This window comes from Rubrivivax sp. JA1055 (assembly GCF_020966565.1).
Lineage (GTDB): Bacteria > Pseudomonadota > Gammaproteobacteria > Burkholderiales > Burkholderiaceae_C > Rubrivivax > Rubrivivax benzoatilyticus.
Map to the genome: position 1 here is coordinate 413,556 of NZ_JAJKFP010000007.1, position 20,723 is coordinate 434,278.

A 20,723-nucleotide genomic window follows, 5' to 3' on the forward strand; every position below is an offset into this window, starting at 1 on the left:
ATCAGCCGTTCAGCGTCGCGGCCAGGAACTGCAGCGCACGCCCGTGCGCCAGCGCCGCGGCACGCGGCTCGTAGCTGGTGCGCGCCCAGCAGTTGAAGCCGTGCGGCGTGCCGGGGTAGACGTGGACCTCGGCGCCGGCGTGGCCCGCGAAGGCGGCACGCACCGCGTCGACGGCCGGCGGCGGGATGTACTCGTCGTCGCCGGCGTAGTGGAACTGGATCGGCACGCCGACCTGCGGCGCCAGCGCCAGGTGGTCCTGGATGCGGCCGCCGTAGTAGGCGACCGCGGCGTCGGCGCCGGCGGTCGCGGCGGCGAAGTAGGCCAGCCGCCCGCCCATGCAGAAGCCGAGCGCGCCGCAGCGCCGGCCCGCGACCTCGGGCAGGGCGCGCGCCGCGGCCATCGCGGCGGCGACGTCGGCGAGCTGCTCCGCGTGGGTGTAGCCCTGGTGCAGCGCCAGGCCCTGCGCGTGGTCGTCGCCGGAGTAGGCCAGCTCGACGCGTGGCGCGCGGCGGTGGAACAGGTCGGGCGCGAGCACGACGAAACCGTCCAGCGCCCACTGCCGCGCGACGGCGCGGATGTGCGTGTTGACGCCGAAGATCTCCTGCAGCAGCACCAGGGCCGGCCCGCGGCCCGCCGGCGGCAGCGCCAGGTAGGCGGCGAAGCCGGGCGCGATGTCGATCCAGCGTGTGCTGACGGGGTCTGCGGCGGTGTTCGGGCTCATCGGCATCTCCGGTGGGGCGCGGCGCGGTAGGCGCGGCCGCGGCGGTACTGGGCGTGGGCGCGGCGCGCCAGCGGCGTGGCCTCGGCCAGCGCGGCCAGCGTGCCGCCGGCGTGGGCGTGCGCGATGGCGATGCCCAGCGCGTCGGCGGCGTCCTTGCCGGGCACGCCGGGCAGGGCGAGCAGCCGGCGCACCATCTCCTGGATCTGCTCCTTGGACGCCAGACCGTGGCCGGTGACGGCCTTCTTCATCTGCACCGCGGTGTACTCGGCCACCGGCAGCCCGGCCGAGACCAGCGCCGCCAGCGCCGCACCACGCGCCTGGCCGAGCAGCAGCGTGCTCTGCGGGTTGGTGTTGACGAAGACGATCTCGGCCGACGCGGCCTGCGGCTCGTAGCGCGAGACGACCTCGGCGACGCCCTCGAAGATGATCTTCAGGCGCTGCGGCAGGTCGCCGCGCGGCGCCTCGGCGGTGTCGATGACGCCGCTGGCGACGTAGGCCAGCCGCGGGCCGTCGGCGTCGATGACGCCGAAGCCGGTGCGTTGGAGACCGGGGTCGATTCCGAGGATGCGCATGGGGCGGGCCGCCGGGCGGCGGCGCAGTATCTCAGACGCCCTGGCCGCGGCCGGGCTACTGGATCAGCCCGTTCTTCAGCGCGTAGTAGGTGAGGTCGCTGTTGCTGGCGAGCTTGAGCTTCTCCAGCACCCGGGTGCGGTAGGTGCTGACCGTCTTGACGCTGAGGAACATGCTCTCGGCGATGTGGCCCACCGTCTCGCCCTTGGCCAGGCGCAGGAAGACCTGCAGCTCGCGTTCGGACAGCGCCTCGTGCGGCAGCTTGTCCAGGCCGCCGGCCATCGTGTCGGCGAGCAGCTCGGCGACCTGGCTGGTGATGTAGCGCCGGCCGCGCGCGACGGTGCGGATCGCCTTGACGATCTCGTCCGGGTCGCACTCCTTGTTGAGGTAGCCGCTGGCGCCCTGGCGCAGCAGCGTCGTCGCGTAGTGCGTCTCGGGGAAGCCGCTCAGGATCAGGATCGGCAGCTCGGCAGCGCGGGCGCGGATCGCCGCCAGCGCGTCGACGCCGCTCTGGCCGGGCATCGACAGGTCCATCAGCAGCACGTCCACGTCGCCGCGGCGCACCAGGTCCAGCGCCTCGGCGCCGTTGGCGGCCTCGCCGGTGACACGCAGGTCGACCTGCTCGGACAGGAACTGGCGCAGCCCGGTGCGCACGATGGCGTGGTCGTCGACGATGCCTACGCGGATGATCAACGGCTTCTCCTCGGTCGCCGCCGCCAAGGCGGCCCCGCGGCAGTGTAGCCAGCCCAATCCCCGCCTGCAGACGGGGTCGGGCACGGCCTAACCGCGGAACTGGAAGTACCAGCGCACCGAATGGAAGAACACCGGCGCGGCGAAGCACAGCGGCGCGACACGGTCGAGCAGGCCGACGGCGCCGGTGATCGCGCTGCGGTTGCCCCAGGACGGCACGCCGGCGTCCTTCTTCAGCGCCTTCATGACGAAGTCGCCGAAGCTGCCGGCGCCGGCGGCGATGAAGGCCATCGCCAGCGCCTGGCCGGCCTTGAACGGCGTCGTCCAGTACAGCGCCGCGCCGACGATGGCGGCGGTGGTCGCGCCGATGGCCCAGGCGCGGTACGAGAACGACCGGTCGATGTGGCGTGCCACCGGCCGGCGGCGCAGCCAGCGCGCCGCGCCTTCCTGCGTGCGCTGCGCGGTGGCGACGACGACGACCAGGAAGAACACGAGGAAGGCGCCGCGCCCCTCGTAGTTCTTGAACTCCAGCAGCAGCAGCGCCGGGGCGTGGCTGAGGCCGTAGATGCAGACCATCACGCCCCACTGGATCTTGGCGTTGCGTTCGAGGAAACGCTCCGGGTCGCCGGCCAGCGCGCTGATCACCGGGATCGCGATGAACACGTAGACCGGGATGAAGACCGTGAACAGGTCGAAGGTCCGGAAGCCGACCAGCAGGTACTGCGCCGGCAGCACCACGAAGAAGGCGAGGATCAGGCTGCGGTGGTCGCTGCGCCGGGTGTGCGCCAGCGTGATGAACTCGCGCAGCGCGAAGAACGAGAAGACGGCGAACAGCAGCGTCGCGCCGATCGCGCCGGAGACCCAGGCCAGCCAGAAGACGATCGCGCCGGCCCAGATCGCGCGCAGCTCGGCCTTGACACGCTGGTGCCAGTGGCTGCCCTCCTGGTCGGAGCGGCGCAGCATGACCAGCCCCGAGACCGCGCTGACGACGACCAGCGCGCCGAACAGGATGACGAACAGCAGGCCGACCTGCTGATCCACGGTGAGCGCTCGAAGATGTCCCATGTCAGCTGGCGTGCGGGCGCAGCGCGACGACGGCCTCGCGGGCGCGGTCGAGGAAGGCGCGTTTGTCCTCGCCCGGCTCGAGCTGGATCGGCGCGCCGAAGGTCACGGTGCACAGGATCGGCACCGGCACCACTTCGCCCTTGGGCATCACGCGCTGCACGTTGTCGATCCAGGCGGGGATCAGCTGCACGTTCGGGAACTGTTCGGCAAGGTGGTAGAGCCCGGTCTTGAACGGCTGCGGCAGCCCCTTGTTGCTGCGTGTGCCCTCCGGGAAGATGACCAGCGAGTCGCCGTGGTCCAGCGCCGCGACCAGCGGCTCCAGCGGGTCCTGGTCCTCGCTGCGCTGGCGGCTGACGTAGACGGCGTGGAACACCTCGCGCGTCAGCCAGGCCTTGAACTTCGACGAGGTCCAGTAGTCGCGTGCGGCGATCGGGCGCGTCGTGGCGCGCAGGTCGCTGGGCAGCGCCGCCCAGATCAGCATCCAGTCCAGGTGGCTCTGGTGGTTGGCGAAGTAGATGCGCTGCTCCGCCTTCGGCGGGCAGCCTTTCCAGTGCCCCTGGGCGCCGGTGATCAGCCGCACGAGCGCCGTCAGCAGCAAGCCCATCAGGTCGGCTTTCGAGGCCATGGCGGGATGCTAGCGGTGCAGGCCAGGCGCCGCGAACGGGCGCATCACGGCATCGCGTGTACAGGTCATGATGGTCAGGCGATAAGCTGCCCGCACGGTCCCCCCGGGGACAGACCGCCGCAGGCGGTCAGGGGGAGCGGCGCCTCCGGAGCGGGCCGAACCCGACCCGGGTCTCCCGGTCGGGTTCGGAGCTTTGCAAGCCGCGCCGGGCCAGTGGCCCGGCTCCTCGCGTGGCGCTGTCCGTCCACTGGACGGGCAGCGTCCCCGCTCGGCCCCCTCGGGGGGGCGGCCGCCAGGCGGCCGGGGGCTCCACTCAATGCCGGAAGTGGCGCGTGCCGGTCAGGACCATCGCGATGCCGCGTTCGTTCGCGGCGGCTATGACCTCCTGGTCGCGCATCGAGCCGCCCGGCTGGATGACGCAGGTCGCGCCGGCGTCGACGACGACGTCCAGGCCGTCGCGGAACGGGAAGAAGGCATCGCTGGCGACCGCCGAGCCGTGCAGCGTCAGGCCGGCGTTGCCGGCCTTGATGCCGGCGATGCGCGCGCTGTCGATGCGGCTCATCTGGCCGGCGCCGACACCCAGCGTCATGCCGCCGCCGCAGAAGACGATGGCGTTGCTCTTGACGAACTTGGCGACCTTCCAGGCGAACAGCAGGTCTTCCATCTGCGCCGGCGTCGGCGCCAGCGTCGTGACGACACGCAGCTCGCCCGGCTCGACGTTCTTCGCGTCCTGGCTCTGCAGCAGCACGCCGCCGCCGACACGCTTGAAGTCCAGCGTGTTCATCGCGCGTGCCAGCGGCACTTCGAGCAGGCGCACGTTCTGCTTGCCGGCGAAGACCGCACGCGCTTCCGGCGTGATCTTCGGCGCGATCAGCACCTCGACGAACTGCTTGACGACCAGCTGCGCGGCGGCCTCGTCGAGTTCGCGGTTGAAGGCGATGATGCCGCCGAAGGCCGAGGTCGGGTCGGTCTTGAAGGCCTTGGCATAGGCCTCGGCGCAGTCGGCGCCGACGGCCACGCCGCAGGGGTTGGCGTGCTTGACGATGACGCAGGCCGGCACGTCGAAGGTCTTCACGCACTCCCAGGCGGCGTCGGAGTCGGCGATGTTGTTGTAGCTGAGCTCCTTGCCCTGCAGCTGCGTCCAGCCCGACAGCGTGCCTTCGGCCGGCCGGGCGTCGCGGTAGAAGGCGGCGCTCTGGTGCGGGTTCTCGCCGTAGCGCAGGTCCTGGGTCTTGGCCAGCTGCAGGTTGAAGACCGCCGGGTACTCGGTCTTCGCCGGCACGGCCTCCAGCGCCTCCTCGACGCCGGGTTCCAGCGCCGTCAGGTAGTTGGTGATCATGCCGTCGTAGGCCGCGGTGTGCGCGTAGACCTTCTTGGCGAGCATGAAGCGCGTGGCGCGCGTCGTCGCGCCGGTGGCCAGCTCGGCCAGCACACGCTCGTAGTCGGCCGGGTCGATGACGACGGCGACGTCGGTCCAGTTCTTGGCCGCGGCGCGCAGCATCGCCGGGCCGCCGATGTCGATGTTCTCGATCGCGTCGGCCAGCGTGCAGTCGGCCTTGGCTGTCGCCTGCGCGAACGGGTAGAGGTTGACGACCAGCAGGTCGATCGTGCCGATGCCGTGCTCGGCCAGCGCCGCCATGTGCGCCGGAACGTCGCGGCGCGCCAGCAGGCCGCCGTGGATGCGCGGGTGCAGCGTCTTCACGCGGCCGTCGAGCATCTCGGGGAAGCCGGTGACCTCGGCCACCTCGGTGACCGGCAGGCCGGACTCGGCGAGCAGCTTGGCGGTGCCGCCGGTGGACAGCAGCTTGACGCCCAGGCCGTGCAGCGCACGCGCGAAGTCGACGATGCCGGTCTTGTCGGATACGGAGAGGAGGGCGGTGGTCATCGGTGGTCTCAGATCAGCTTGTGTTCGAGGAGTTTGCGGCGCAGCGTGTTGCGGTTGATGCCCAGCCACTCGGCAGCCTTGCTCTGGTTGCCGTCGGCGTGCTGCATCACGACGTCGAGCATCGGCTTCTCGACGGCGGCCAGCACCATCGCGTGGATGTCGTGCGGTTCGGTCCCCTTGAGGTCCTTGAAGTACTGCTCGAGCGTCGTGCGGACGCACTCGTCGATGTGTTTCTTGCTCATGCGCTTCTGACGGCGAGGTCGTCGTTGGCGGCTGTCGCGCAGGGCAGCTGCGGGTGGTGTTCGGCCAGTTCGGAGAAGAAGCCGTCGACGGCGCGCCACTGCGCGCCGGCTTCGGCAATGGTGTTCATCGCGGCGCGGAAGTCCTCGCCGCCGGGCAGGCCGCGCACGGCCCAGCCGATGTGCTTGCGCGCGCTGCGCACGCCGGCGTGCTCGCCGTACAGCGCGTAGTGCTCCTCGAGGTGCTCGAGCAGCCAGCCGCGCACCTCGTGCGTGGCCGGCGGCGCCAGCAGCGTGCCGGTGGCCAGGTAGTGCGCGATCTCGCGGAAGATCCACGGCCGGCCCTGCGCGGCGCGGCCGATCATCAAGGCGTCGGCGCCGGTGCGTGCGAGCACCGCGGCGGCCTTGGCCGGCGAGTCGATGTCGCCGTTGGCGACGACGGGAATGGCGAGCGCGGCCTTCACCGCGGCGATCGTGTCGTACTCGGCCTGGCCCTGGTAGCCCTGTTCACGGGTGCGCCCGTGCACGGTGACCATCGCGACGCCGGCGGCCTCGGCGGCCCGCGCCAGGCGCAGCGCGTTGCGCTCCGCCGCGCACCAGCCGGTGCGCATCTTCAGCGTCACCGGCACGCCGCGCGGCGCGCAGGCGCCGACGACGGCCTCGACGATCGCGATCGCCAGTGCCTCGTCCTGCATCAGTGCCGAGCCCGCCCACTTGTTGCAGACCTTCTTGGCCGGGCAGCCCATGTTGATGTCGACGATCTGCGCGCCGCGGTCGATCTCGTGGCGCGCGGCGTCGGCCATCATCGCCGGCTCGGTGCCGGCGATCTGCACCGCGATCGGCGCCCCCTCGCCGGTGTGGTCGGCGCGGCGCGAGGTCTTGCGCGAGTCGCGCAGGTCCGGCCGCGACGTGATCATCTCGCTCACGGCGTAGCCAGCGCCCAGGCGCTTGCACAGCTTGCGGAACGCCCGGTCGGTCACCCCGGCCATCGGGGCGACGAACAGGCGATTCGGCAGCTCGAAAGCGCCGAGTCTCATCATCGGGGGGTGCTGAAAAAGGAGGCAGGAGTATACCGGTCGGCATCGGGGGCACCGGGCCGGCGCCGAGGGCGGCGGATAATCCGCACCGAGATGGAAGCATGGTTCTCCGCGCTGCTGGCGGCGCTGGCGCTGCCGCAGTACGGCCTGTCGACGGTCTTCGTCGTCGCCCTGGTGTCGGCCACGCTGCTGCCGATGGGCAGCGAGCCCGCGGTCTTCGGCCTCGTCAAGCTCGACCCCTCGCTGTTCTGGCCCGCGATCCTCGTGGCCACCGCCGGCAACACCGTCGGCGGCGCGATCACCTGGTGGATGGGCTACGGCGGCGAGATCGCCTACGAACACGCGACGCACCGCCGCCCGCGCGAGGCGCGGCCGCTGCAATGGCTGCGCCGCTTCGGCGCCAAGGCCTGCCTGCTGTCGTGGCTGCCGGTCGTCGGCGATCCGCTGTGCGCGGTGGCCGGCTGGCTGAAGCTGCCGTTCTGGCCCTGCGTGGCCTACATGGCGATCGGCAAGTTCCTGCGCTACCTCGTGATGACCGCCGGGCTGGTCTGGGCCTTCCCGGGCCAGCTCTCGTACTGACCGCGGGCGGCGAAAATCACGCCTCGCTCCGTTTCCCGAACCTCCGCATGACCGCCACGCCCGCCTACGACGCGCTCGCCGCCACCTGGACCCGTTTGCACCGCCTGGGTCACCTGCAGTCCATCGCCAGCTGGGACCAGTCGGCCAACATGCCGCCCAAGGGCAACGAGGCGCGTGCCGAGGCGATGGCCGAGATGGCGGCGCTGCTGCACGGCCTGGTCACCGACCCGGCGCTGGCCGCGCGCCTGCAAGCCGCCGAGACCGAGCCGCTGGACGAGGCGCGCCGCGCCAACCTTGGCGAGATGCGCCGCCAGTGGCGCGCCGCCAACGTGCTGCCGACCGAGCTCGTCGAGCGCCAGCAGATGGCCACCGCACGCTGCGAACACGCCTGGCGCACGCAGCGTCCGGCCAACGACTGGGCCGGCCTGGTGCCCAACCTGAAGGAGGTCGTCGCGCTGGCGCGCGAGGAGGCCTCGCGCCTGGCCGACGATCTCGGCGTGTCGCGCTACGAGGCGCTGATGGACCGCTACGAGCCCGGGCTGACGACGGCCCAGGTCGACCGTGTCTTCGGCGAGCTGCGCCAGTGGCTGCCGGGGCTGATCCGCCAGGTCGTCGAGCGCCAGTCGCGCGAGACCGTGCTGGTGCCCGAAGGCCCGTTCTCGCGCGACGCGCAGCGCCGGCTGTGCGAGGAGACGATGCGCCTGCTGGGCTTCGACTTCGACGCCGGCCGGCTGGACGTCAGCACGCACCCGTTCTGCGGCGGCGTGCCCGAGGACGTGCGCCTGACGACGCGTTTCCGCGACGACGAGTTCCTCGGCAGCCTGATGGGCACGATCCACGAGACCGGCCACGCGCGCTACGAGCAGAACCTGCCGCGCGAGTGGCTGGGCCAGCCGCTGGCGCAGGCGCGTTCGATGGCCATCCACGAGAGCCAGTCGCTGTCCTTCGAGATGCAGCTCGGCTGCCACCCCGGGTTCGTCGCCGGCCTGGCGCCGCGCATCGCCGCGGCCTTCGGCGAGCAGCCGGCCTTCGCGCCGGCCAACCTGCAGAAGCTGCTGACGCGCGTGAAGCCGGGTTTCATCCGCGTCGACGCCGACGAGGTCACCTACCCGGCGCACGTGATCCTGCGCTACGAGATCGAGCGCCCGCTGGTCGAAGGCGAGATCGAGGTCGAGGACATCCCGGCGCTGTGGGACGCCAAGATGGCCGAGCTGCTGGGCGTGGACACACGCGGCAACTTCAAGGACGGCCCGATGCAGGACGTGCACTGGCCGCTGGGGCTGATCGGCTACTTCCCGTGCTACTCGCTGGGCGCGATGTACGCCGCGCAGTGGTTCGCGGCGATGCGCCGCGCGATGCCGCACCTGGACGAGCGCATCGCCGCCGGCGAGCTGGCGCCGGTCTTCGGCTGGCTGCGCGAGAACATCTGGCTGCCGGCCAGCCGCTGGAGCACCGACGAGCTGACGCGCCGCGCCAGCGGCGAGACGCTGAACCCGGCGCACTTCCGCGCCCACCTCGAGGCGCGTTACCTGGTCTGAGTCAGCGCGCGGCGGCCAGCCGGCGCTCGAGATCGTCGAGCACCTCGTCGAGCCGCCGCATCGCCTTCGCGGTGGCGCCGCGCGCCGGCCGCCGGCGGCGTTTCAGCGGGACCAGCCGGCGCGTCTCGTCGTCGAGCGCGGCGTCGTCCAGGCGGATGCCGTGCGCGGCCAGCCGCGGCGCCAGCTCGTCGCGGCGCGCGCGCAGGTCGGCGCGCGTCTGCTGGTAGGCGTGTTCGGCCATCGCCCGGCGCTGCGAGTAGCCGAAGGTGTTGGCCAGGAACATCTCCGGGTCACGCTGGTCGGGCTCGAAGAGCACGATCTCGGTGCTCGGATGGGTCTGCTCGTAGCCGCGCATGCCGAGCTCCAGCCGCGAGTGGATCAGCGTGCGGAAGGTCTGGCTCAGCACCACCGGCAGGCCGCCGTCGGCCAGGCGCGGGATGCGCTGGCCGGCGCGGGCCGTCGGCGTCGCGTGGCGCCCGACATGGCCCGACTCGAAAGGCACCAGCGGGTTCAGGCACAGCACCAGGTCCATGTCCATGTCGAGCAGCACACGCGCGTGCAGCGTCTTCTTCAGCGCACCGTCGACGTAGCAGCGGCCGTCGATCGGCACCGGCGGGAACAGCCCCGGCAGCGCCGCGCTGGCGGCCACCGCGCGCGAGATCGGCACGTGCTCCCAGCCCGGCCGGCCGAAGGGCGCCGACTGGCCGCTGTCGAGGTCGGTGGCGACGATGACCAGCGGCCGCGCGACCTGGCGGAAGTCGTTGCTGCGCCCCGGCGCCGACAGCATGCGCGCCACCTGACGCTCCAGCGCCTCGTGGCCGAAGAGGCCGGCCGGCAGCGCGCGGCCCAGGCGTTCGAGCGCGGTCAGCAGCGAGCGCCGCTCGAAGGCGTAGTCCCAGGCGGCGTGCGCCACCAGCGCCGGCAGCATCGCCAGCCGGCGCGCGTATTCGCGCCAGGCCGGCTGCACGAACAGCCCGGGGTGGATGACGTCGTCGTTGGGCCCCTGGTTGAGGATGAACGAGGTGCAGAGCTGGCGCGGCGTGATGCCGTTGGCCAGCCCGGCGGCGATGAAGCCGCCGGCCGAGACACCGACGTAGCCGTCCAGCCGCGTGAAGTCGACGCCGACGAAGGACTCGTCGAGCGCGCACAGCGCGCCGATCTCGTAGATCGCGCCCAGCGGGCCGCCACCGGCCAGGGCCAGGCCGATGCGCTTGGAGTCGGGTGTCGTCATCGCTTGCCGGGGCGATGCGGCCCGTGGCGGGCCTGCGCCCCGCTCCGTTCAGAGGTGGTGATCAGGCGGTCTTGGTGCGGCGCACGCGCTTCTTCGCCGGGGCCGGCGCCTCGGTGGGCGCTTCGGGGGCGGCTGCGGCCGGGGCTTCGGCCACCGGCGCGGGCTTGGCGGCGGCCTTGCGCGCCGTCTTGCGCGGCGCGGCGGGCCTGGCCGGGGCTGCGGCGGCGTTCAGGCGCTCGACCGCGGCGGCCAGCGCGTCGACCCGGTCGACCAGCGCCTGCACGTCCTTGGCCGTCGGCACGCCCAGGCGCGACAAGGCCTTGGCGGTGCGCTGCTCGAAGATCGCCTCGAGCTTGTCCCAGTTCTGCCCGGCGCGCGCGGTGACGCTGCCGGCCATCGCCGTCATGCGGTCGGTGACCTCGCCGAGCTTCTCCTCGGCCACCGCCTGCGTCTTGCGCTGCAGGTGCACGCCTTCCTTGACCAGGGCCTCGAAGACGCGGCCGCCTTCTTCCTGTGCCTTGGCGAACGCGCCCATGCCGGCCAGCCAGATCTGCTGCGCCGAGTCGCGCACCGCGCCGGCCATCGCCTTGTCGCTGCGCTGGGCGGCTGCGGTCTTGCGGGCGGGCTTCGCCGTCTTGGCCGCGGCCTTCTTCGCTGCCGTGGGGGCCTTCCTGGTTGCCATCGTCGCTCCTCGTCGTCGTTCGTGGGTGCCCTCGTCAATCTTGGACGCAGGGCGGGCGGCCTGCATCCGATAACTCTAGTGAGACGGCTCTATCCACGCGGGCAGCCGTCGCCGCAGCCTTCGCAGCGGTGCACCTCGACCGTCACGTGGCGCAGCGGCGCGATCTCGGCCAGCCGCGCGCGGTAGACGGCCGCCGGCAGCGGCCGGTCGGCGACGATCGCGATCGCGGCCGACCAGGCCTGGGCGCCGACCTGCCAGACGTGCAGGTCCGACAGCCGGGCGTCGCCGTCGGCCTCGATCAGCGTGCGGATGCGACGGCTGATCTCGGGGTCGGCGGTGGCGTCGACCAGCGCGCGCGAACTCTGGCGCATGACGCCCAGCGCCCACTGTCCGATGACCAGCGCGCCCAGCAGCGCCACCGCCGGGTCCAGCCAGCGCCAGCCAAACCACAGCCCGCCGGCCAGCGCGGCGATCGCCAGCACCGAGGTCATCAGGTCGGCCAGCACGTGCAGGTAGGCGGCGCCGAAGTTGGCGTCGTGGTGGTGGTGGTGGTGGTGGCCGTGCGGATGGCCGTGGGGATGCTCGTCGTGATCGTGGTCGTCGTCGTGATCGTCGTGGCGGTGGTGATGCCCGTGGTGGTCGTGCCCGTGGTGGTCGTGCCCGCCGCGCGCCAGCAGCCAGGCGCTGACGAGGTTGACGGCCAGCCCCAGCACCGCCACGCCCATCGCCTCGCCGAAGGCGATCGGGCGCGGCTCGCGCAGCGTGCCGATCGCGTCCCAGGCGATGCCGGCGGCGGCGGCCAGCAGCAGCAGGCCGCTGGTGTAGGCCGCCAGCACCTCGATCTTCCAGCCGCCGAAGGCGTAGCTGCCGTGCGCCGCGGCGCGCCGGGCCAGCCGGTAGGCGAGCACCGCGCCGCCCAGCGCCAGCGCGTGCGTGCCCATGTGCCAGCCGTCGGCCAGCAGCGCCAGCGAGCCGGTCCACCAGCCGGCGCCGACCTCGACGGCCATCGTCACCAGCGTCAGCACGGTGACCTGCAGCAGCGCCTTCTCGCGCCGGGCGACACCTTCGTCAGCGAAGGCATGCGGGTGCAGGAACGGCGAGAGATCCTGGTGGTGCGAACTCATGGCGCCCGACTGTACGACGCGCCCGGGTGGGGCGCCCTCCGGGGCAACCGGCAGCGCGCGGACCGCGTCCCTACAATGCCCGCCACCCCTGTTTCTGCCGACGGAAAGCCGCCGATGTCCACCGCCGAGACCCCCACCGCCCACATCACCCCGCGCGAGAAGGCCGAGATCCTGGCGCAGGCGCTGCCCTACATCCGCAAGTACCACGGCAAGACGCTGGTCATCAAGTACGGCGGCAACGCGATGACCGACCCGGCGCTGCAGCAGGACTTCGCCGAGGACATCGTGCTGCTGAAGCTCGTCGGCATGAACCCGATCGTCGTGCACGGCGGCGGCCCGCAGATCGACGAGGCGCTGTCGCGCCTGGGCAAGAAGGGCACCTTCATCCAGGGCATGCGCGTCACCGACGAGGAGACGATGGAAGTCGTCGAATGGGTGCTCGGCGGCGAGGTGCAGCAGGACATCGTCGGCCTGATCAACGCCGCCGGCGGCAAGGCCGTGGGCCTGACCGGCCGCGACGGCGGCATGATCCGCGCACGCAAGCTGAAGATGCTCGACAAGAACGACCCGTCGATCGAACACGACGTCGGCCAGGTCGGCGAGATCACCGCCATCGACCCCTCGGTGGTGCAGGCGCTGCAGGACGACCAGTTCATCCCCGTCATCAGCCCGATCGGCTTCGGCGAGAAGAACGAGAGCTACAACATCAACGCCGACCTCGTCGCCAGCAAGCTGGCCACGGTGCTGAAGGCCGAGAAGCTGATGCTGCTGACCAACACGCCGGGCGTGCTGGACAAGAACGGCACGCTGCTCACCGACCTGACGGCCCGCGAGATCGACGGCCTGTTCGCCGACGGCACGATCAGCGGCGGCATGCTGCCGAAGATCGCCGGCGCGCTGGACGCCGCCAAGAGCGGCGTCAACGCGGTGCACATCATCGACGGCCGCGTGCCGCACGCGACGCTGCTGGAGATCCTGACCGACCAGGCCTTCGGCACGATGATCCGCAGTCATTGAGCGGCGCCACGCACGACCGGGTCTGGCTGTTCGACCTGGACAACACGCTGCACGACGCGTCGCACGCGGCGTTCGGCCAGCTCAACGTCGGCATGACCGACTACATCGAGCGTGAGCTGGGCCTGAGCCGCGCCGAGGCCGACGCGCTGCGCCGGCGCTACTGGCTGCGCTACGGCGCGACGCTGCTCGGGCTGATGCGCCACCACGGCGTCGACGCCGCCCACTTCCTCGAGCAGACCCACCGGCTGCCCGGGCTGGAGGAGCGGGTGCGCGGCCAGGCTCACGACTTCGCCGCGCTGGCCCGGCTGCCCGGGCGCAAGGTGCTGCTGACCAATGCGCCGGCGCTGTACACGCAGCGTGTGCTCGGCGTGCTGGGCATCGCGCACCTGTTCGAGCGGGTGATCCCGATCGAGGACATGCGTGTCTTCGGCCAGCTGCGGCCCAAACCCGATACGCGCATGCTGCGCCGCGTGGCCGCGCGGCTGAAGGTGCCGCCCGGGCGTTGCATCCTCGTCGAGGACACGCTGGGCCACCTGAAGGCGGCGCGCTCGATCGGCATGGGCACGGTCTGGATGCAGCGTTTCGCGCGCCGCACGCGCGTGGCGATGCCGGTCGCCTCGCGGCTGACGCTGGTGCCGCCGTACGTCGACCGGCGCATCGTGCGCCTGTCCACGCTGCTGCGCGGCTAGCGCGGCGCGGCCCTATGCCAGAATCCCAAAGTCCCCTCCCGCCCCCACGACATCCTCTTCTCGCCGCCCGAATGGAAGACCAGAGCGCCCACGCCGACCCGCTGGCCCCGGCGACGGTCTCCGAGCCGGTGACGCCGGCGGTCGCCACCGCCGCGCCGGCGCGCAAGCGCCCGCGCCCCGGCGAGCGCCGCGTGCAGATCCTGCAGACGCTGGCGCAGATGCTCGAGCAGCCGGGCGCCGAACGCATCACGACGGCCGCGCTGGCGGCGCGCCTGGACGTCAGCGAAGCGGCGCTGTACCGCCACTTCGCCAGCAAGGCGCAGATGTTCGAGGGGCTGATCGAGTTCATCGAGTCCAGCGTCTTCACGCTGGTCAACCAGATCGCCGAGCGCGAGCCTTCGGGCGCGGCGCAGGCGCGGCGCATCGTCGCGGTGCTGCTGCAGTTCGGCGAGAAGAACCCGGGCATGACGCGGGTGATGGTCGGCGACGCGCTGGTCTTCGAGCACGAGCGCCTGGCCGCGCGCATGAACCAGTTCTTCGACCGCCTGGAGTCGCAGCTGCGCCAGAGCCTGCGCGCCGCGGCCGACGAAAGCGGCTCGGCGACCCCCACGGTGGACGCCAACGCGATCGCCTCGGCGCTGGTCGCGTTCGCGGTCGGCCGCCTGCACCGCTACGCACGCTCGGGCTTCCGCCGCTCGCCGACCGAGCTGCTCGAGCCGGCGCTGCAACGCCTCGCCGCCTGAGCGCGCGGTGGTCCACGTCGAGCTTGCCGGGCAGGCGCTCGTCCTGCTGCCCGAACGCTGTGCCTTCCTGCCAGCCGAGCGCATGCTGCTCGTCGCCGACGCCCACCTGGGCAAGGCCCAGAGTTTCCGCAGCCTGGGCGTGCCGGTGCCGGCGGGCACCACGAGCCGGACGCTGGAGATGCTGGACGCCGCCATCGCCGCCACCGGCGCCGAACGCATCGTCTTCCTCGGCGACCTGATCCACTCGTCGCGCTCGCGCACGCCGGGCACGGCGCAGGCCGTGGCACGCTGGCGCGCGCGCCATCCGGGCCTGGCGCTGACGCTGGTGCGCGGCAACCACGACCGCCACGCCGGCGACCCGCCGCCGGACTGGGGCATCGACTGCGTCGACGGCCCGCTGCGTGTCGGCGCGCTGGCGCTGGCCCACGAACCCGAGCCGATCGCCGGCGCCTACGTCATCGGCGGCCATCTGCACCCGGCGGTGGCGCTCGGCGGCCCGGCGCACGACCGCCTGCGGCTGCCGTGTTTCCACTTCGGGCCCGAGGTCGGCGTGCTGCCGGCCTTCGGCGCCTTCACCGGCTGCGCCACCGTCGAGCACCGCCCGGGCGACCGGACCTGGGTCGTCGTCGACGACACGCTGCGCCCCCTACACTCGGTTCCATGATCCCGACGTCTTCCGTGGAGGCGCTGCTCGCCCGCGCCGAATCGCTGCTCGCGCGGCTGGAGTCGGTGCTGCCGCACCCGCCGGCCGCGCCCGACTGGGCCGCGTCGCCCGCCTTCCGCTACCGCCGCCGCGGCAACGCCGGCGTGCTCGAACCGGTGCGCCACGTCGCGACGATCCGCCTGGCCGACCTGAAGGAGATCGACGGCCAGAAGGAACGCCTGGTGCGCAACACCGAGCAGTTCGTCGCCGGCCGCGGCGCCAACAACGTGCTGCTGACCGGCGCGCGCGGCACGGGGAAAAGTTCGCTGATCAAGGCCTGCCTCAACGAGTACGCGCCGCGTGGCCTGCGCCTGATCGAGGTCGACAAGGCCGACCTCGTCGACCTGCCCGACATCGTCGACCTGGTTGCCGACCGCCCCGAACGTTTCGTCGTCTTCTGCGACGACCTCAGCTTCGACGAAGGCGAGCCCGGCTACAAGGCGCTGAAGAGCATGCTCGACGGCTCGGTGGCGCAGACCGCCGACAACGTGCTGATCTACGCCACCAGCAACCGGCGCCACCTGCTGCCCGAGTACATGCGCGAGAACCTCAGCTACACGCACACCGACGACGGCGAGGTGCACCCGGGCGAGGTCGTCGAGGAGAAGATCTCGCTGTCCGAGCGTTTCGGGCTGTGGATCAGCTTCTACCCGTTCTCGCAGAACGAGTACCTGGCGATCGTCGCGCAGTGGCTGCAGGCCTTCGGCGTCGGCGAGCAGGCCATCGCCGCGGCGCGCCAGGAGTCGCTGGTCTGGGCGCTGGAGCGCGGTTCGCGCTCGGGCCGTGTCGCGCAGCAGTTCGCACGCGACTACGCCGGGAGGCTGGCCGATGGCTGAGGCGACGGAGCGCACGCCGGTGGACGGCGGGTCATCTGAACCGCGCCGTCCGGTGGACGTCGCGGTCGGGGTTCTCGTGGCCCCCGACGGCCGCTTCCTGCTGACCAGCCGTCCCGAAGGCAAGGTCTACGCCGGCCACTGGGAGTTCCCGGGCGGCAAGCTGGAGGCCGGCGAGACGGTCGAGGAGGCGCTGCGGCGCGAGCTGCAGGAAGAACTCGGCATCACGATCGGCCCGGCCGAGCCCTGGAAGATCGAGCTGATGGACTACCCGCACGCCCGCGTGCGGCTGCATTTCTGCAAGGTCTACCGCTGGCAAGGCGAGTTCGAGATGCGCGAGCGCCAGCAGATGGCCTGGCAGACGCTGCCGGTCGAGGTGAGGCCGGTGCTGCCGGGCACGGTGCCGGTGCTCGCGTGGTTTGCCGAGGAACGGGGATTCACCGGCCCGACGCACACGGCTGCGTAAACTGCCCCCATGGACTGGCTCGACAGCGTGAAATGGGGCGACGACGGTCTGGTGCCGGCGATCGCCCAGGAAGCGACCACCGGCGACGTGCTGATGGTCGCGTGGATGAACCGCGAGGCCCTGGCCGAGACCGCGCGCCGCGGCGAGGCGGTCTACTGGAGCCGCTCGCGCAAGCGCCTGTGGCACAAGGGCGAGGAGTCGGGCCACGTGCAGACCGTGCACGAGCTGCGCCTGGACTGCGATGCCGACGTGATCCTGATGAAGGTCACGCAAACCGGCCACGAACCGGGCATCGCCTGCCACACCGGTCGGCACAGCTGCTTCTTCCGGCGTTACGAGAACGGGGCCTGGCAGACGGTGGAGCCGGTGCTGAAGGACCCCGAGAGCATCTACAAATGAACGAACCCGTTTCCGCGTCGCCGGCTGCCGGCGACGACACGCTGGCGCGGCTGGCCGACGTCATCGACTCGCGCCACGGCGGCGACCCCGACAAGAGCTACGTCGCGCGCCTGTTCCATAAGGGCACCGACGCGATCCTGAAGAAGGTCGGCGAGGAGGCCACTGAGGTCGTCATGGCGGCCAAGGACGGCGTGCCCGAGCGCCTGGTCGGCGAGGTGGCCGACCTGTGGTTCCACAGCCTGGTCGCGCTGTCGCACTTCGGGCTGCGGCCCGAGCAGGTGCTGGCGGAACTGCGGCGCCGCGAAGGACTCTCCGGACTGGAGGAGTTCGCGCTGCGCAAGGTGCGCCAGCGCGAGAGTTCCGAAGGAGGATGACGATGACGAACGATGTCGTGGCCGCCGCCGAGCGCGAGGCCTCGCTGAAGACGCTGGGGCACGTGAGCTACCTGCTGCACGCGATCGTCGCGGTCAGCGCGGTCGTGCCCGGCATCCAGGCGAGCATCGTGCTGCTGCTGATCGCCTTCGTCATCGACGTCGTCAAGCGCGGCGACGCGCTGGGCTCCTGGCAGGAGTCGCACTTCCGCTGGCGCATCCGCAGCGTGATCTTCGCCGGCCTGGCCTACCTGCTGACGATCCCGCTGTGGCTGCTGTTCGTCTTTCCGGGCTGGATCGCCTGGATGCTGATCTCGATCTGGTTCCTCTACCGCATCGTCCGCGGCTGGAGCGCGCTCAATTCCAACCAGGCCCTTCCGGCATGAAGCACGACCCGAACTGCATCTTCTGCAAGATCGCCGCCGGCCAGATCCCGGCGAAGAAGGTTTACGAGGACGACGAACTGCTCGTCTTCCACGACATCAACCCCTGGGCGCCGGTGCACGTGCTGGTGATTCCCAAGGAACACGTCGCGACGCTGGCCGACACCGGCCCGGAGCACGAGGCGCTGCTCGGCCGCATGCTGGCGCTGGCGCCGAAGCTGATGCGTGAGCTGGGCGTCACCAACGGCTTCCGGGTCGTCGTCAACAACGGGCCCGACGGCGGGCAGGAGGTCTACCACCTGCACATGCACGTGATGGGCGGCCCGCGGCCCTGGGCCAAGGGCTGATCTCGCCGCCCCCCGGGGGGCGCGGCGCACTCGCCATAGAATTTGCGGTTCCTCCAAAGGAGTTAAGACATGGGTTCCTTCAGCATCTGGCACTGGCTCATCGTGCTGCTGGTCGTGGTGTTGATCTTCGGCACGAAGAAGCTGAAGAACATCGGCGCCGACCTCGGCGGCGCCGTCAAGGGCTTCAAGGACGGCGTCAAGGGCGCCAACGAAGCCGAAGACACGCCGCCGGCGCCGCCGCAGCAGGTGACCACGGCCCAGCGCAACGACGCCAACACCGTCGACGTCGACGCCAAGACCAAGCACTGATCCCGTGCTCGACTTCGGTTTCGACAAGATCGCGCTGATCGGCGCGGTCGCGCTGATCGTCATCGGGCCCGAAAAGCTGCCCAAGGTGGCGCGCACGCTCGGACATCTGTTCGGCAAGGCGCAGCGCTACGTCGCCGACGTCAAGGCCGAGGTCAACCGCTCGATCGAGCTCGACGAGCTGCGCAAGATGAAAGACCAGTTCCAGGACGCCGCGCGCGACGTCAGCCAGACGGTGCAGCGTGAGGTGCAGGCCGCCGGCAGCGCCGTCGAGTCCGAGTGGCGCGAGGCCGCCGACGCCTGGTCCGGCGGCTCGCCGGCCACGGCGACCGAGGCGCTGTCCACCCCGGTGCCCGAGTACCGGCCGCCGAAGAAGAACTGGCGCCTGAAACGCGGCGCCACGCCGCTCTGGTACAAGCAGCGCCACGGCGTGCGCACCCGCGCGCAGTCCGGCGCGGCGCGTGTCGCGCGCTTCCGTCCGCCCGGTCTCGGGCCGCGTCGATGAGCGCGCCGGACCCCAAGGACGACGAACTCGCCGGCACCGAAGCCCCGTTCGTCTCCCACCTGATCGAACTGCGCGACCGGCTGATCCGGGCGCTGATCGCGATCGGCATCGCCTTCGCCGTGCTCGCCCTGTGGCCCGGCCCCTCGGCGCTGTACGACCTGCTGGCCGCGCCGCTGGTCGCGCACCTGCCCAAGGGCGCGACGCTGATCGCCACCAACGTCATCTCGCCGATCCTGGTGCCGCTGAAGATCACGCTGATGGCGGCGCTGATGCTGGCGCTGCCGATCGTGCTCTACCAGGTCTGGGCCTTCGTGGCGCCAGGGCTGTATTCGCACGAGAAGAAGCTGGTGCTGCCGCTGGTGATCAGCAGCACCATCCTGTTCATCGTCGGCGTGGCCTTCTGCTACTTCATCGTCATCCCGGGGATGTCGAAGTTCATCCAGGCCTTCGCGCCGAGCGCGATCACCGCGGCACCGGACATCGAGGAGTACTTCGGCTTCGTGCTGACGCTGTTCCTGGTCTTCGGCGTCGCCTTCGAGGTGCCGGTGGCGGTGGTCGTGCTGGCGCGCATCGGCATCGTCACGATCGCCCAGCTGCGCAAGGCGCGCGGCTACTTCATCGTCGGCGCGTTCATCGTCGCCGCGGTCGTGACGCCGCCGGACGTGATCTCGCAGCTGGCGCTGGCGATCCCGATGATCCTGCTCTACGAGGCCGGCATCATCGCCGCGCAGCTCTTCATCCGGCACACCAAGGCGCCCGAGGAAGCGGCCGACGGCAGCCAGAAGCCGAGCTGAGCCCGGCCGGGCTTCAGCGCGGCACCCGGCGCATCGCCGCCGGGCGTTCGCCGATCACCAGCCGCACCTCGAGCCCGCGCTCCCCGCGCTGCACCGCGATCAGCGCCTCCGAGCGCGGCCGCAGCGCCGCCACCGCCGACATCAGCTCGGTCGTGTTGCCCACCGCGGTGTCGCCGATGCGGGTGACGACGTCGCCCGGGCGCAGGCCGCCGCGGCTGGCCGGCCCGTCCTGCAGCACGCCGGTGATCAGCACGCCGTTGTTCACCGGCAGGCCCAGGCTCCTGGCGATCTCGGGCGTCAGGTCGCGCGGCTCGACGCCGATCCAGCCGCGCGTGACGCGGCCCTCGCTGACGATGGCCTCCATCACCTGGCGCGCGATGTCCACGGGGATCGCGAAGCCGATGCCCATGCTGCCGCCGCTGCGCGAGAAGATCGCGGTGTTGATGCCGACGAGGTTGCCGGCCGCGTCGACCAGCGCGCCGCCGGAATTGCCGGGGTTGATCGCGGCGTCGGTCTGGATGAAGTTCTCGAAGGTCGACAGGCCGAGCTGGTTGCGCCCCAGCGCGCTGACGATGCCGGCGGTGACGGTCTGGCCGACGTTGAACGGGTTGCCGATGGCCAGCACGACGTCGCCGACCTGCAGCGAGGGCGCGTCGCCGAAGGCGATGATCGGCAGCTTGTCGAGCTCGATCTTCAGCACCGCGAGGTCGGTCTCGGGGTCGGCGCCGATGACACGCGCACGCACCTGGCGGCCGTCGACGAGCTGGACCTCGATCTCGTCGGCGCCTTCGATGACGTGGTTGTTCGTCAGCAGGTAGCCCTCGGGCGAGGCGATGACGCCCGAGCCCAGGCCGGTCTGCGCCTGCGGGCGCGCCGCCTCGTCGCCGAAGAAGAAGCGAAAGCGCGGGTCGTCGGCGTGCGGGCTGCGCCGCGCCATCTTGGTCGCGACGATGCTGACGACGGCCGGCGTGGCGCGCCGCGCCGCGGCGCTGTAGCCGCCGGCGTGCAGCCCGGCGGCGGCCGAGGCCGCGCTCAGCGGCGCCGGGGCCTGCAGGATCGTCGCGCCCGGCAGGACCGGGCCGCCGCGCGGCAGCCAGTCGGGCTTGAGCGTCTCGACGACGAAGAGTCCGCCCAGCGCGACGGTGACCGCCTGCGAGAATACGAGCCAGGTTCTGCGCAAC

At 71.6% G+C, this 20,723-nt stretch carries 27 protein-coding genes; 15 read left to right on the forward strand and 12 right to left on the reverse strand.

The annotated features are described in order from the left end of the window. Position 1: 1 nt before the first annotated feature. The 8 genes from LOC65_RS18445 to dusB form a co-directional block, all read right to left on the reverse strand. A complete protein-coding gene (locus LOC65_RS18445) occupies positions 2-721 on the reverse strand; it encodes a dienelactone hydrolase family protein (protein ID WP_230248632.1) in 720 nt (239 codons plus the stop codon). After that, complete coding sequence (gene ruvC / locus LOC65_RS18450; RefSeq protein ID WP_230248634.1) at positions 718-1,293, reverse strand: crossover junction endodeoxyribonuclease RuvC; 576 nt, start codon at positions 1,291-1,293, stop codon at positions 718-720. Before ruvC ends, LOC65_RS18445 begins: the two co-directional genes overlap by 4 nt. A 55-nt stretch (positions 1,294-1,348) precedes the next feature. After that, entirely contained in the window at positions 1,349-1,981 is a 633-nt protein-coding gene (locus tag LOC65_RS18455) for a response regulator transcription factor (protein ID WP_230248758.1), read from the reverse strand. Positions 1,982-2,071: 90 nt separating this feature from the next. Next, positions 2,072-3,046 (reverse strand): phosphatidate cytidylyltransferase, encoded by a 975-nt coding sequence (locus LOC65_RS18460; RefSeq protein ID WP_029718664.1) that lies wholly within the window; start codon positions 3,044-3,046, stop codon positions 2,072-2,074. Position 3,047: 1 nt separating this feature from the next. Next, complete coding sequence (locus tag LOC65_RS18465; protein ID WP_164963348.1) at positions 3,048-3,671, reverse strand: 1-acyl-sn-glycerol-3-phosphate acyltransferase; 624 nt, start codon at positions 3,669-3,671, stop codon at positions 3,048-3,050. A 313-nt stretch (positions 3,672-3,984) separates the two neighbouring features. After that, the gene (gene purH, locus LOC65_RS18470) at positions 3,985-5,556 is read right to left on the reverse strand and encodes a bifunctional phosphoribosylaminoimidazolecarboxamide formyltransferase/IMP cyclohydrolase (protein ID WP_230248635.1); all 1,572 of its coding nucleotides are present in this window, start codon (positions 5,554-5,556) and stop codon (positions 3,985-3,987) included. Between the two features lie 8 nt (positions 5,557-5,564). Then, on the reverse strand, positions 5,565-5,798 hold the full coding sequence (locus LOC65_RS18475; protein ID WP_009856591.1) for a Fis family transcriptional regulator: 234 nt from the start codon (positions 5,796-5,798) through the stop codon (positions 5,565-5,567). Continuing rightward, a complete protein-coding gene (dusB, locus tag LOC65_RS18480) occupies positions 5,795-6,832 on the reverse strand; it encodes a tRNA dihydrouridine synthase DusB (protein WP_230248759.1) in 1,038 nt (345 codons plus the stop codon). The genes LOC65_RS18475 and dusB overlap by 4 nt, the downstream gene beginning before the upstream one ends. A 93-nt stretch (positions 6,833-6,925) precedes the next feature. Between dusB and LOC65_RS18485 the strand changes: the two genes are divergently transcribed. Together LOC65_RS18485 and LOC65_RS18490 are read left to right on the forward strand one after the other, a co-directional pair. Next, on the forward strand, positions 6,926-7,411 hold the full coding sequence (locus LOC65_RS18485) for a YqaA family protein (RefSeq protein WP_009856593.1): 486 nt from the start codon (positions 6,926-6,928) through the stop codon (positions 7,409-7,411). 47 nt (positions 7,412-7,458) lie between these two features. Beyond that, the gene (locus LOC65_RS18490) at positions 7,459-8,949 is read left to right on the forward strand and encodes a carboxypeptidase M32 (protein WP_230248636.1); all 1,491 of its coding nucleotides are present in this window, start codon (positions 7,459-7,461) and stop codon (positions 8,947-8,949) included. Position 8,950: 1 nt separating this feature from the next. On the opposite strand, the gene LOC65_RS18495 is transcribed toward LOC65_RS18490, so the two are convergent. From LOC65_RS18495 to dmeF, 3 genes are all read right to left on the reverse strand, one after another. Continuing rightward, the gene (locus tag LOC65_RS18495; protein ID WP_230248638.1) at positions 8,951-10,180 is read right to left on the reverse strand and encodes a patatin-like phospholipase family protein; all 1,230 of its coding nucleotides are present in this window, start codon (positions 10,178-10,180) and stop codon (positions 8,951-8,953) included. Positions 10,181-10,241: 61 nt separating this feature from the next. Further along, positions 10,242-10,862, reverse strand: a complete 621-nt coding sequence (locus LOC65_RS18500) for a phasin family protein (RefSeq protein WP_164963344.1) — start codon at positions 10,860-10,862, stop codon at positions 10,242-10,244. An 89-nt stretch (positions 10,863-10,951) separates the two neighbouring features. Beyond that, a complete protein-coding gene (dmeF, locus tag LOC65_RS18505; RefSeq protein WP_230248643.1) occupies positions 10,952-11,986 on the reverse strand; it encodes a CDF family Co(II)/Ni(II) efflux transporter DmeF in 1,035 nt (344 codons plus the stop codon). A 114-nt stretch (positions 11,987-12,100) separates the two neighbouring features. On the opposite strand from dmeF, the gene argB reads away from it, so the two are divergent. The 13 genes from argB to tatC all read left to right on the forward strand — a co-directional run bounded on the left by argB (position 12,101) and on the right by tatC (position 19,542). Then, positions 12,101-13,003, forward strand: a complete 903-nt coding sequence (gene argB / locus LOC65_RS18510) for an acetylglutamate kinase (protein ID WP_009856598.1) — start codon at positions 12,101-12,103, stop codon at positions 13,001-13,003. Next, positions 13,000-13,692, forward strand: a complete 693-nt coding sequence (locus LOC65_RS18515) for a pyrimidine 5'-nucleotidase (protein ID WP_164963342.1) — start codon at positions 13,000-13,002, stop codon at positions 13,690-13,692. The genes argB and LOC65_RS18515 overlap by 4 nt, the downstream gene beginning before the upstream one ends. Positions 13,693-13,763: 71 nt before the next feature. Then, complete coding sequence (gene slmA / locus LOC65_RS18520) at positions 13,764-14,435, forward strand: nucleoid occlusion factor SlmA (protein WP_009856600.1); 672 nt, start codon at positions 13,764-13,766, stop codon at positions 14,433-14,435. A gap of 7 nt (positions 14,436-14,442) precedes the next feature. Then, complete coding sequence (gene pdeM, locus LOC65_RS18525) at positions 14,443-15,099, forward strand: ligase-associated DNA damage response endonuclease PdeM (RefSeq protein ID WP_009856601.1); 657 nt, start codon at positions 14,443-14,445, stop codon at positions 15,097-15,099. Beyond that, complete coding sequence (locus tag LOC65_RS18530) at positions 15,096-15,974, forward strand: ATP-binding protein (RefSeq protein WP_230248644.1); 879 nt, start codon at positions 15,096-15,098, stop codon at positions 15,972-15,974. The genes pdeM and LOC65_RS18530 overlap by 4 nt, the downstream gene beginning before the upstream one ends. Beyond that, a complete protein-coding gene (locus LOC65_RS18535; protein ID WP_230248645.1) occupies positions 15,967-16,437 on the forward strand; it encodes an NUDIX domain-containing protein in 471 nt (156 codons plus the stop codon). The genes LOC65_RS18530 and LOC65_RS18535 overlap by 8 nt, the downstream gene beginning before the upstream one ends. A 9-nt stretch (positions 16,438-16,446) precedes the next feature. Beyond that, positions 16,447-16,836, forward strand: coding sequence for a phosphoribosyl-AMP cyclohydrolase (gene hisI / locus LOC65_RS18540; protein ID WP_043815435.1), 390 nt, complete (start codon positions 16,447-16,449; stop codon positions 16,834-16,836). Further along, the gene (locus tag LOC65_RS18545; protein WP_009856605.1) at positions 16,833-17,210 is read left to right on the forward strand and encodes a phosphoribosyl-ATP diphosphatase; all 378 of its coding nucleotides are present in this window, start codon (positions 16,833-16,835) and stop codon (positions 17,208-17,210) included. Before hisI ends, LOC65_RS18545 begins: the two co-directional genes overlap by 4 nt. A gap of 2 nt (positions 17,211-17,212) precedes the next feature. Next, entirely contained in the window at positions 17,213-17,593 is a 381-nt protein-coding gene (locus tag LOC65_RS18550) for a hypothetical protein (RefSeq protein WP_230248647.1), read from the forward strand. Continuing rightward, positions 17,590-17,937 (forward strand): histidine triad nucleotide-binding protein, encoded by a 348-nt coding sequence (locus tag LOC65_RS18555; RefSeq protein ID WP_164963341.1) that lies wholly within the window; start codon positions 17,590-17,592, stop codon positions 17,935-17,937. The genes LOC65_RS18550 and LOC65_RS18555 overlap by 4 nt, the downstream gene beginning before the upstream one ends. 69 nt (positions 17,938-18,006) lie before the next feature. Next, positions 18,007-18,246, forward strand: coding sequence for a Sec-independent protein translocase subunit TatA (tatA, locus tag LOC65_RS18560; protein WP_009856608.1), 240 nt, complete (start codon positions 18,007-18,009; stop codon positions 18,244-18,246). A gap of 4 nt (positions 18,247-18,250) precedes the next feature. Further along, complete coding sequence (tatB, locus tag LOC65_RS18565) at positions 18,251-18,748, forward strand: Sec-independent protein translocase protein TatB (RefSeq protein WP_009856609.1); 498 nt, start codon at positions 18,251-18,253, stop codon at positions 18,746-18,748. Beyond that, a complete protein-coding gene (gene tatC / locus LOC65_RS18570) occupies positions 18,745-19,542 on the forward strand; it encodes a twin-arginine translocase subunit TatC (RefSeq protein WP_230248649.1) in 798 nt (265 codons plus the stop codon). Before tatB ends, tatC begins: the two co-directional genes overlap by 4 nt. 13 nt (positions 19,543-19,555) lie before the next feature. Here tatC and LOC65_RS18575 read toward each other — a convergent pair whose 3' ends face one another. Continuing rightward, entirely contained in the window at positions 19,556-20,722 is a 1,167-nt protein-coding gene (locus LOC65_RS18575; protein ID WP_029718660.1) for a S1C family serine protease, read from the reverse strand. Between the last annotated feature and the right edge of the window lies 1 nt (position 20,723).

What these genes read in the sequence shown, in the direction of transcription:
- ruvC (WP_230248634.1), bottom strand. Translation starts at nt 1,293, where the DNA reads ATGCGCATCCTCGGAATCGACCCCGGTCTCCAACGCACCGGCTTCGGC.
- LOC65_RS18460 (WP_029718664.1), bottom strand. Translation starts at nt 3,046, where the DNA reads ATGGGACATCTTCGAGCGCTCACCGTGGATCAGCAGGTCGGCCTGCTG.
- tatA (WP_009856608.1), top strand. Translation starts at nt 18,007, where the DNA reads ATGGGTTCCTTCAGCATCTGGCACTGGCTCATCGTGCTGCTGGTCGTG.
- LOC65_RS18550 (WP_230248647.1), top strand. Translation starts at nt 17,213, where the DNA reads ATGACGAACGATGTCGTGGCCGCCGCCGAGCGCGAGGCCTCGCTGAAG.
- LOC65_RS18445 (WP_230248632.1), bottom strand. Translation starts at nt 721, where the DNA reads ATGAGCCCGAACACCGCCGCAGACCCCGTCAGCACACGCTGGATCGAC.
- dmeF (WP_230248643.1), bottom strand. Translation starts at nt 11,986, where the DNA reads ATGAGTTCGCACCACCAGGATCTCTCGCCGTTCCTGCACCCGCATGCC.
- LOC65_RS18495 (WP_230248638.1), bottom strand. Translation starts at nt 10,180, where the DNA reads ATGACGACACCCGACTCCAAGCGCATCGGCCTGGCCCTGGCCGGTGGC.
- tatC (WP_230248649.1), top strand. Translation starts at nt 18,745, where the DNA reads ATGAGCGCGCCGGACCCCAAGGACGACGAACTCGCCGGCACCGAAGCC.
- LOC65_RS18530 (WP_230248644.1), top strand. Translation starts at nt 15,096, where the DNA reads ATGATCCCGACGTCTTCCGTGGAGGCGCTGCTCGCCCGCGCCGAATCG.
- LOC65_RS18545 (WP_009856605.1), top strand. Translation starts at nt 16,833, where the DNA reads ATGAACGAACCCGTTTCCGCGTCGCCGGCTGCCGGCGACGACACGCTG.
- LOC65_RS18535 (WP_230248645.1), top strand. Translation starts at nt 15,967, where the DNA reads ATGGCTGAGGCGACGGAGCGCACGCCGGTGGACGGCGGGTCATCTGAA.
- dusB (WP_230248759.1), bottom strand. Translation starts at nt 6,832, where the DNA reads ATGAGACTCGGCGCTTTCGAGCTGCCGAATCGCCTGTTCGTCGCCCCG.
- LOC65_RS18475 (WP_009856591.1), bottom strand. Translation starts at nt 5,798, where the DNA reads ATGAGCAAGAAACACATCGACGAGTGCGTCCGCACGACGCTCGAGCAG.
- LOC65_RS18555 (WP_164963341.1), top strand. Translation starts at nt 17,590, where the DNA reads ATGAAGCACGACCCGAACTGCATCTTCTGCAAGATCGCCGCCGGCCAG.
- LOC65_RS18485 (WP_009856593.1), top strand. Translation starts at nt 6,926, where the DNA reads ATGGAAGCATGGTTCTCCGCGCTGCTGGCGGCGCTGGCGCTGCCGCAG.
- LOC65_RS18465 (WP_164963348.1), bottom strand. Translation starts at nt 3,671, where the DNA reads ATGGCCTCGAAAGCCGACCTGATGGGCTTGCTGCTGACGGCGCTCGTG.
- hisI (WP_043815435.1), top strand. Translation starts at nt 16,447, where the DNA reads ATGGACTGGCTCGACAGCGTGAAATGGGGCGACGACGGTCTGGTGCCG.
- slmA (WP_009856600.1), top strand. Translation starts at nt 13,764, where the DNA reads ATGGAAGACCAGAGCGCCCACGCCGACCCGCTGGCCCCGGCGACGGTC.
- LOC65_RS18500 (WP_164963344.1), bottom strand. Translation starts at nt 10,862, where the DNA reads ATGGCAACCAGGAAGGCCCCCACGGCAGCGAAGAAGGCCGCGGCCAAG.
- argB (WP_009856598.1), top strand. Translation starts at nt 12,101, where the DNA reads ATGTCCACCGCCGAGACCCCCACCGCCCACATCACCCCGCGCGAGAAG.
- LOC65_RS18490 (WP_230248636.1), top strand. Translation starts at nt 7,459, where the DNA reads ATGACCGCCACGCCCGCCTACGACGCGCTCGCCGCCACCTGGACCCGT.
- purH (WP_230248635.1), bottom strand. Translation starts at nt 5,556, where the DNA reads ATGACCACCGCCCTCCTCTCCGTATCCGACAAGACCGGCATCGTCGAC.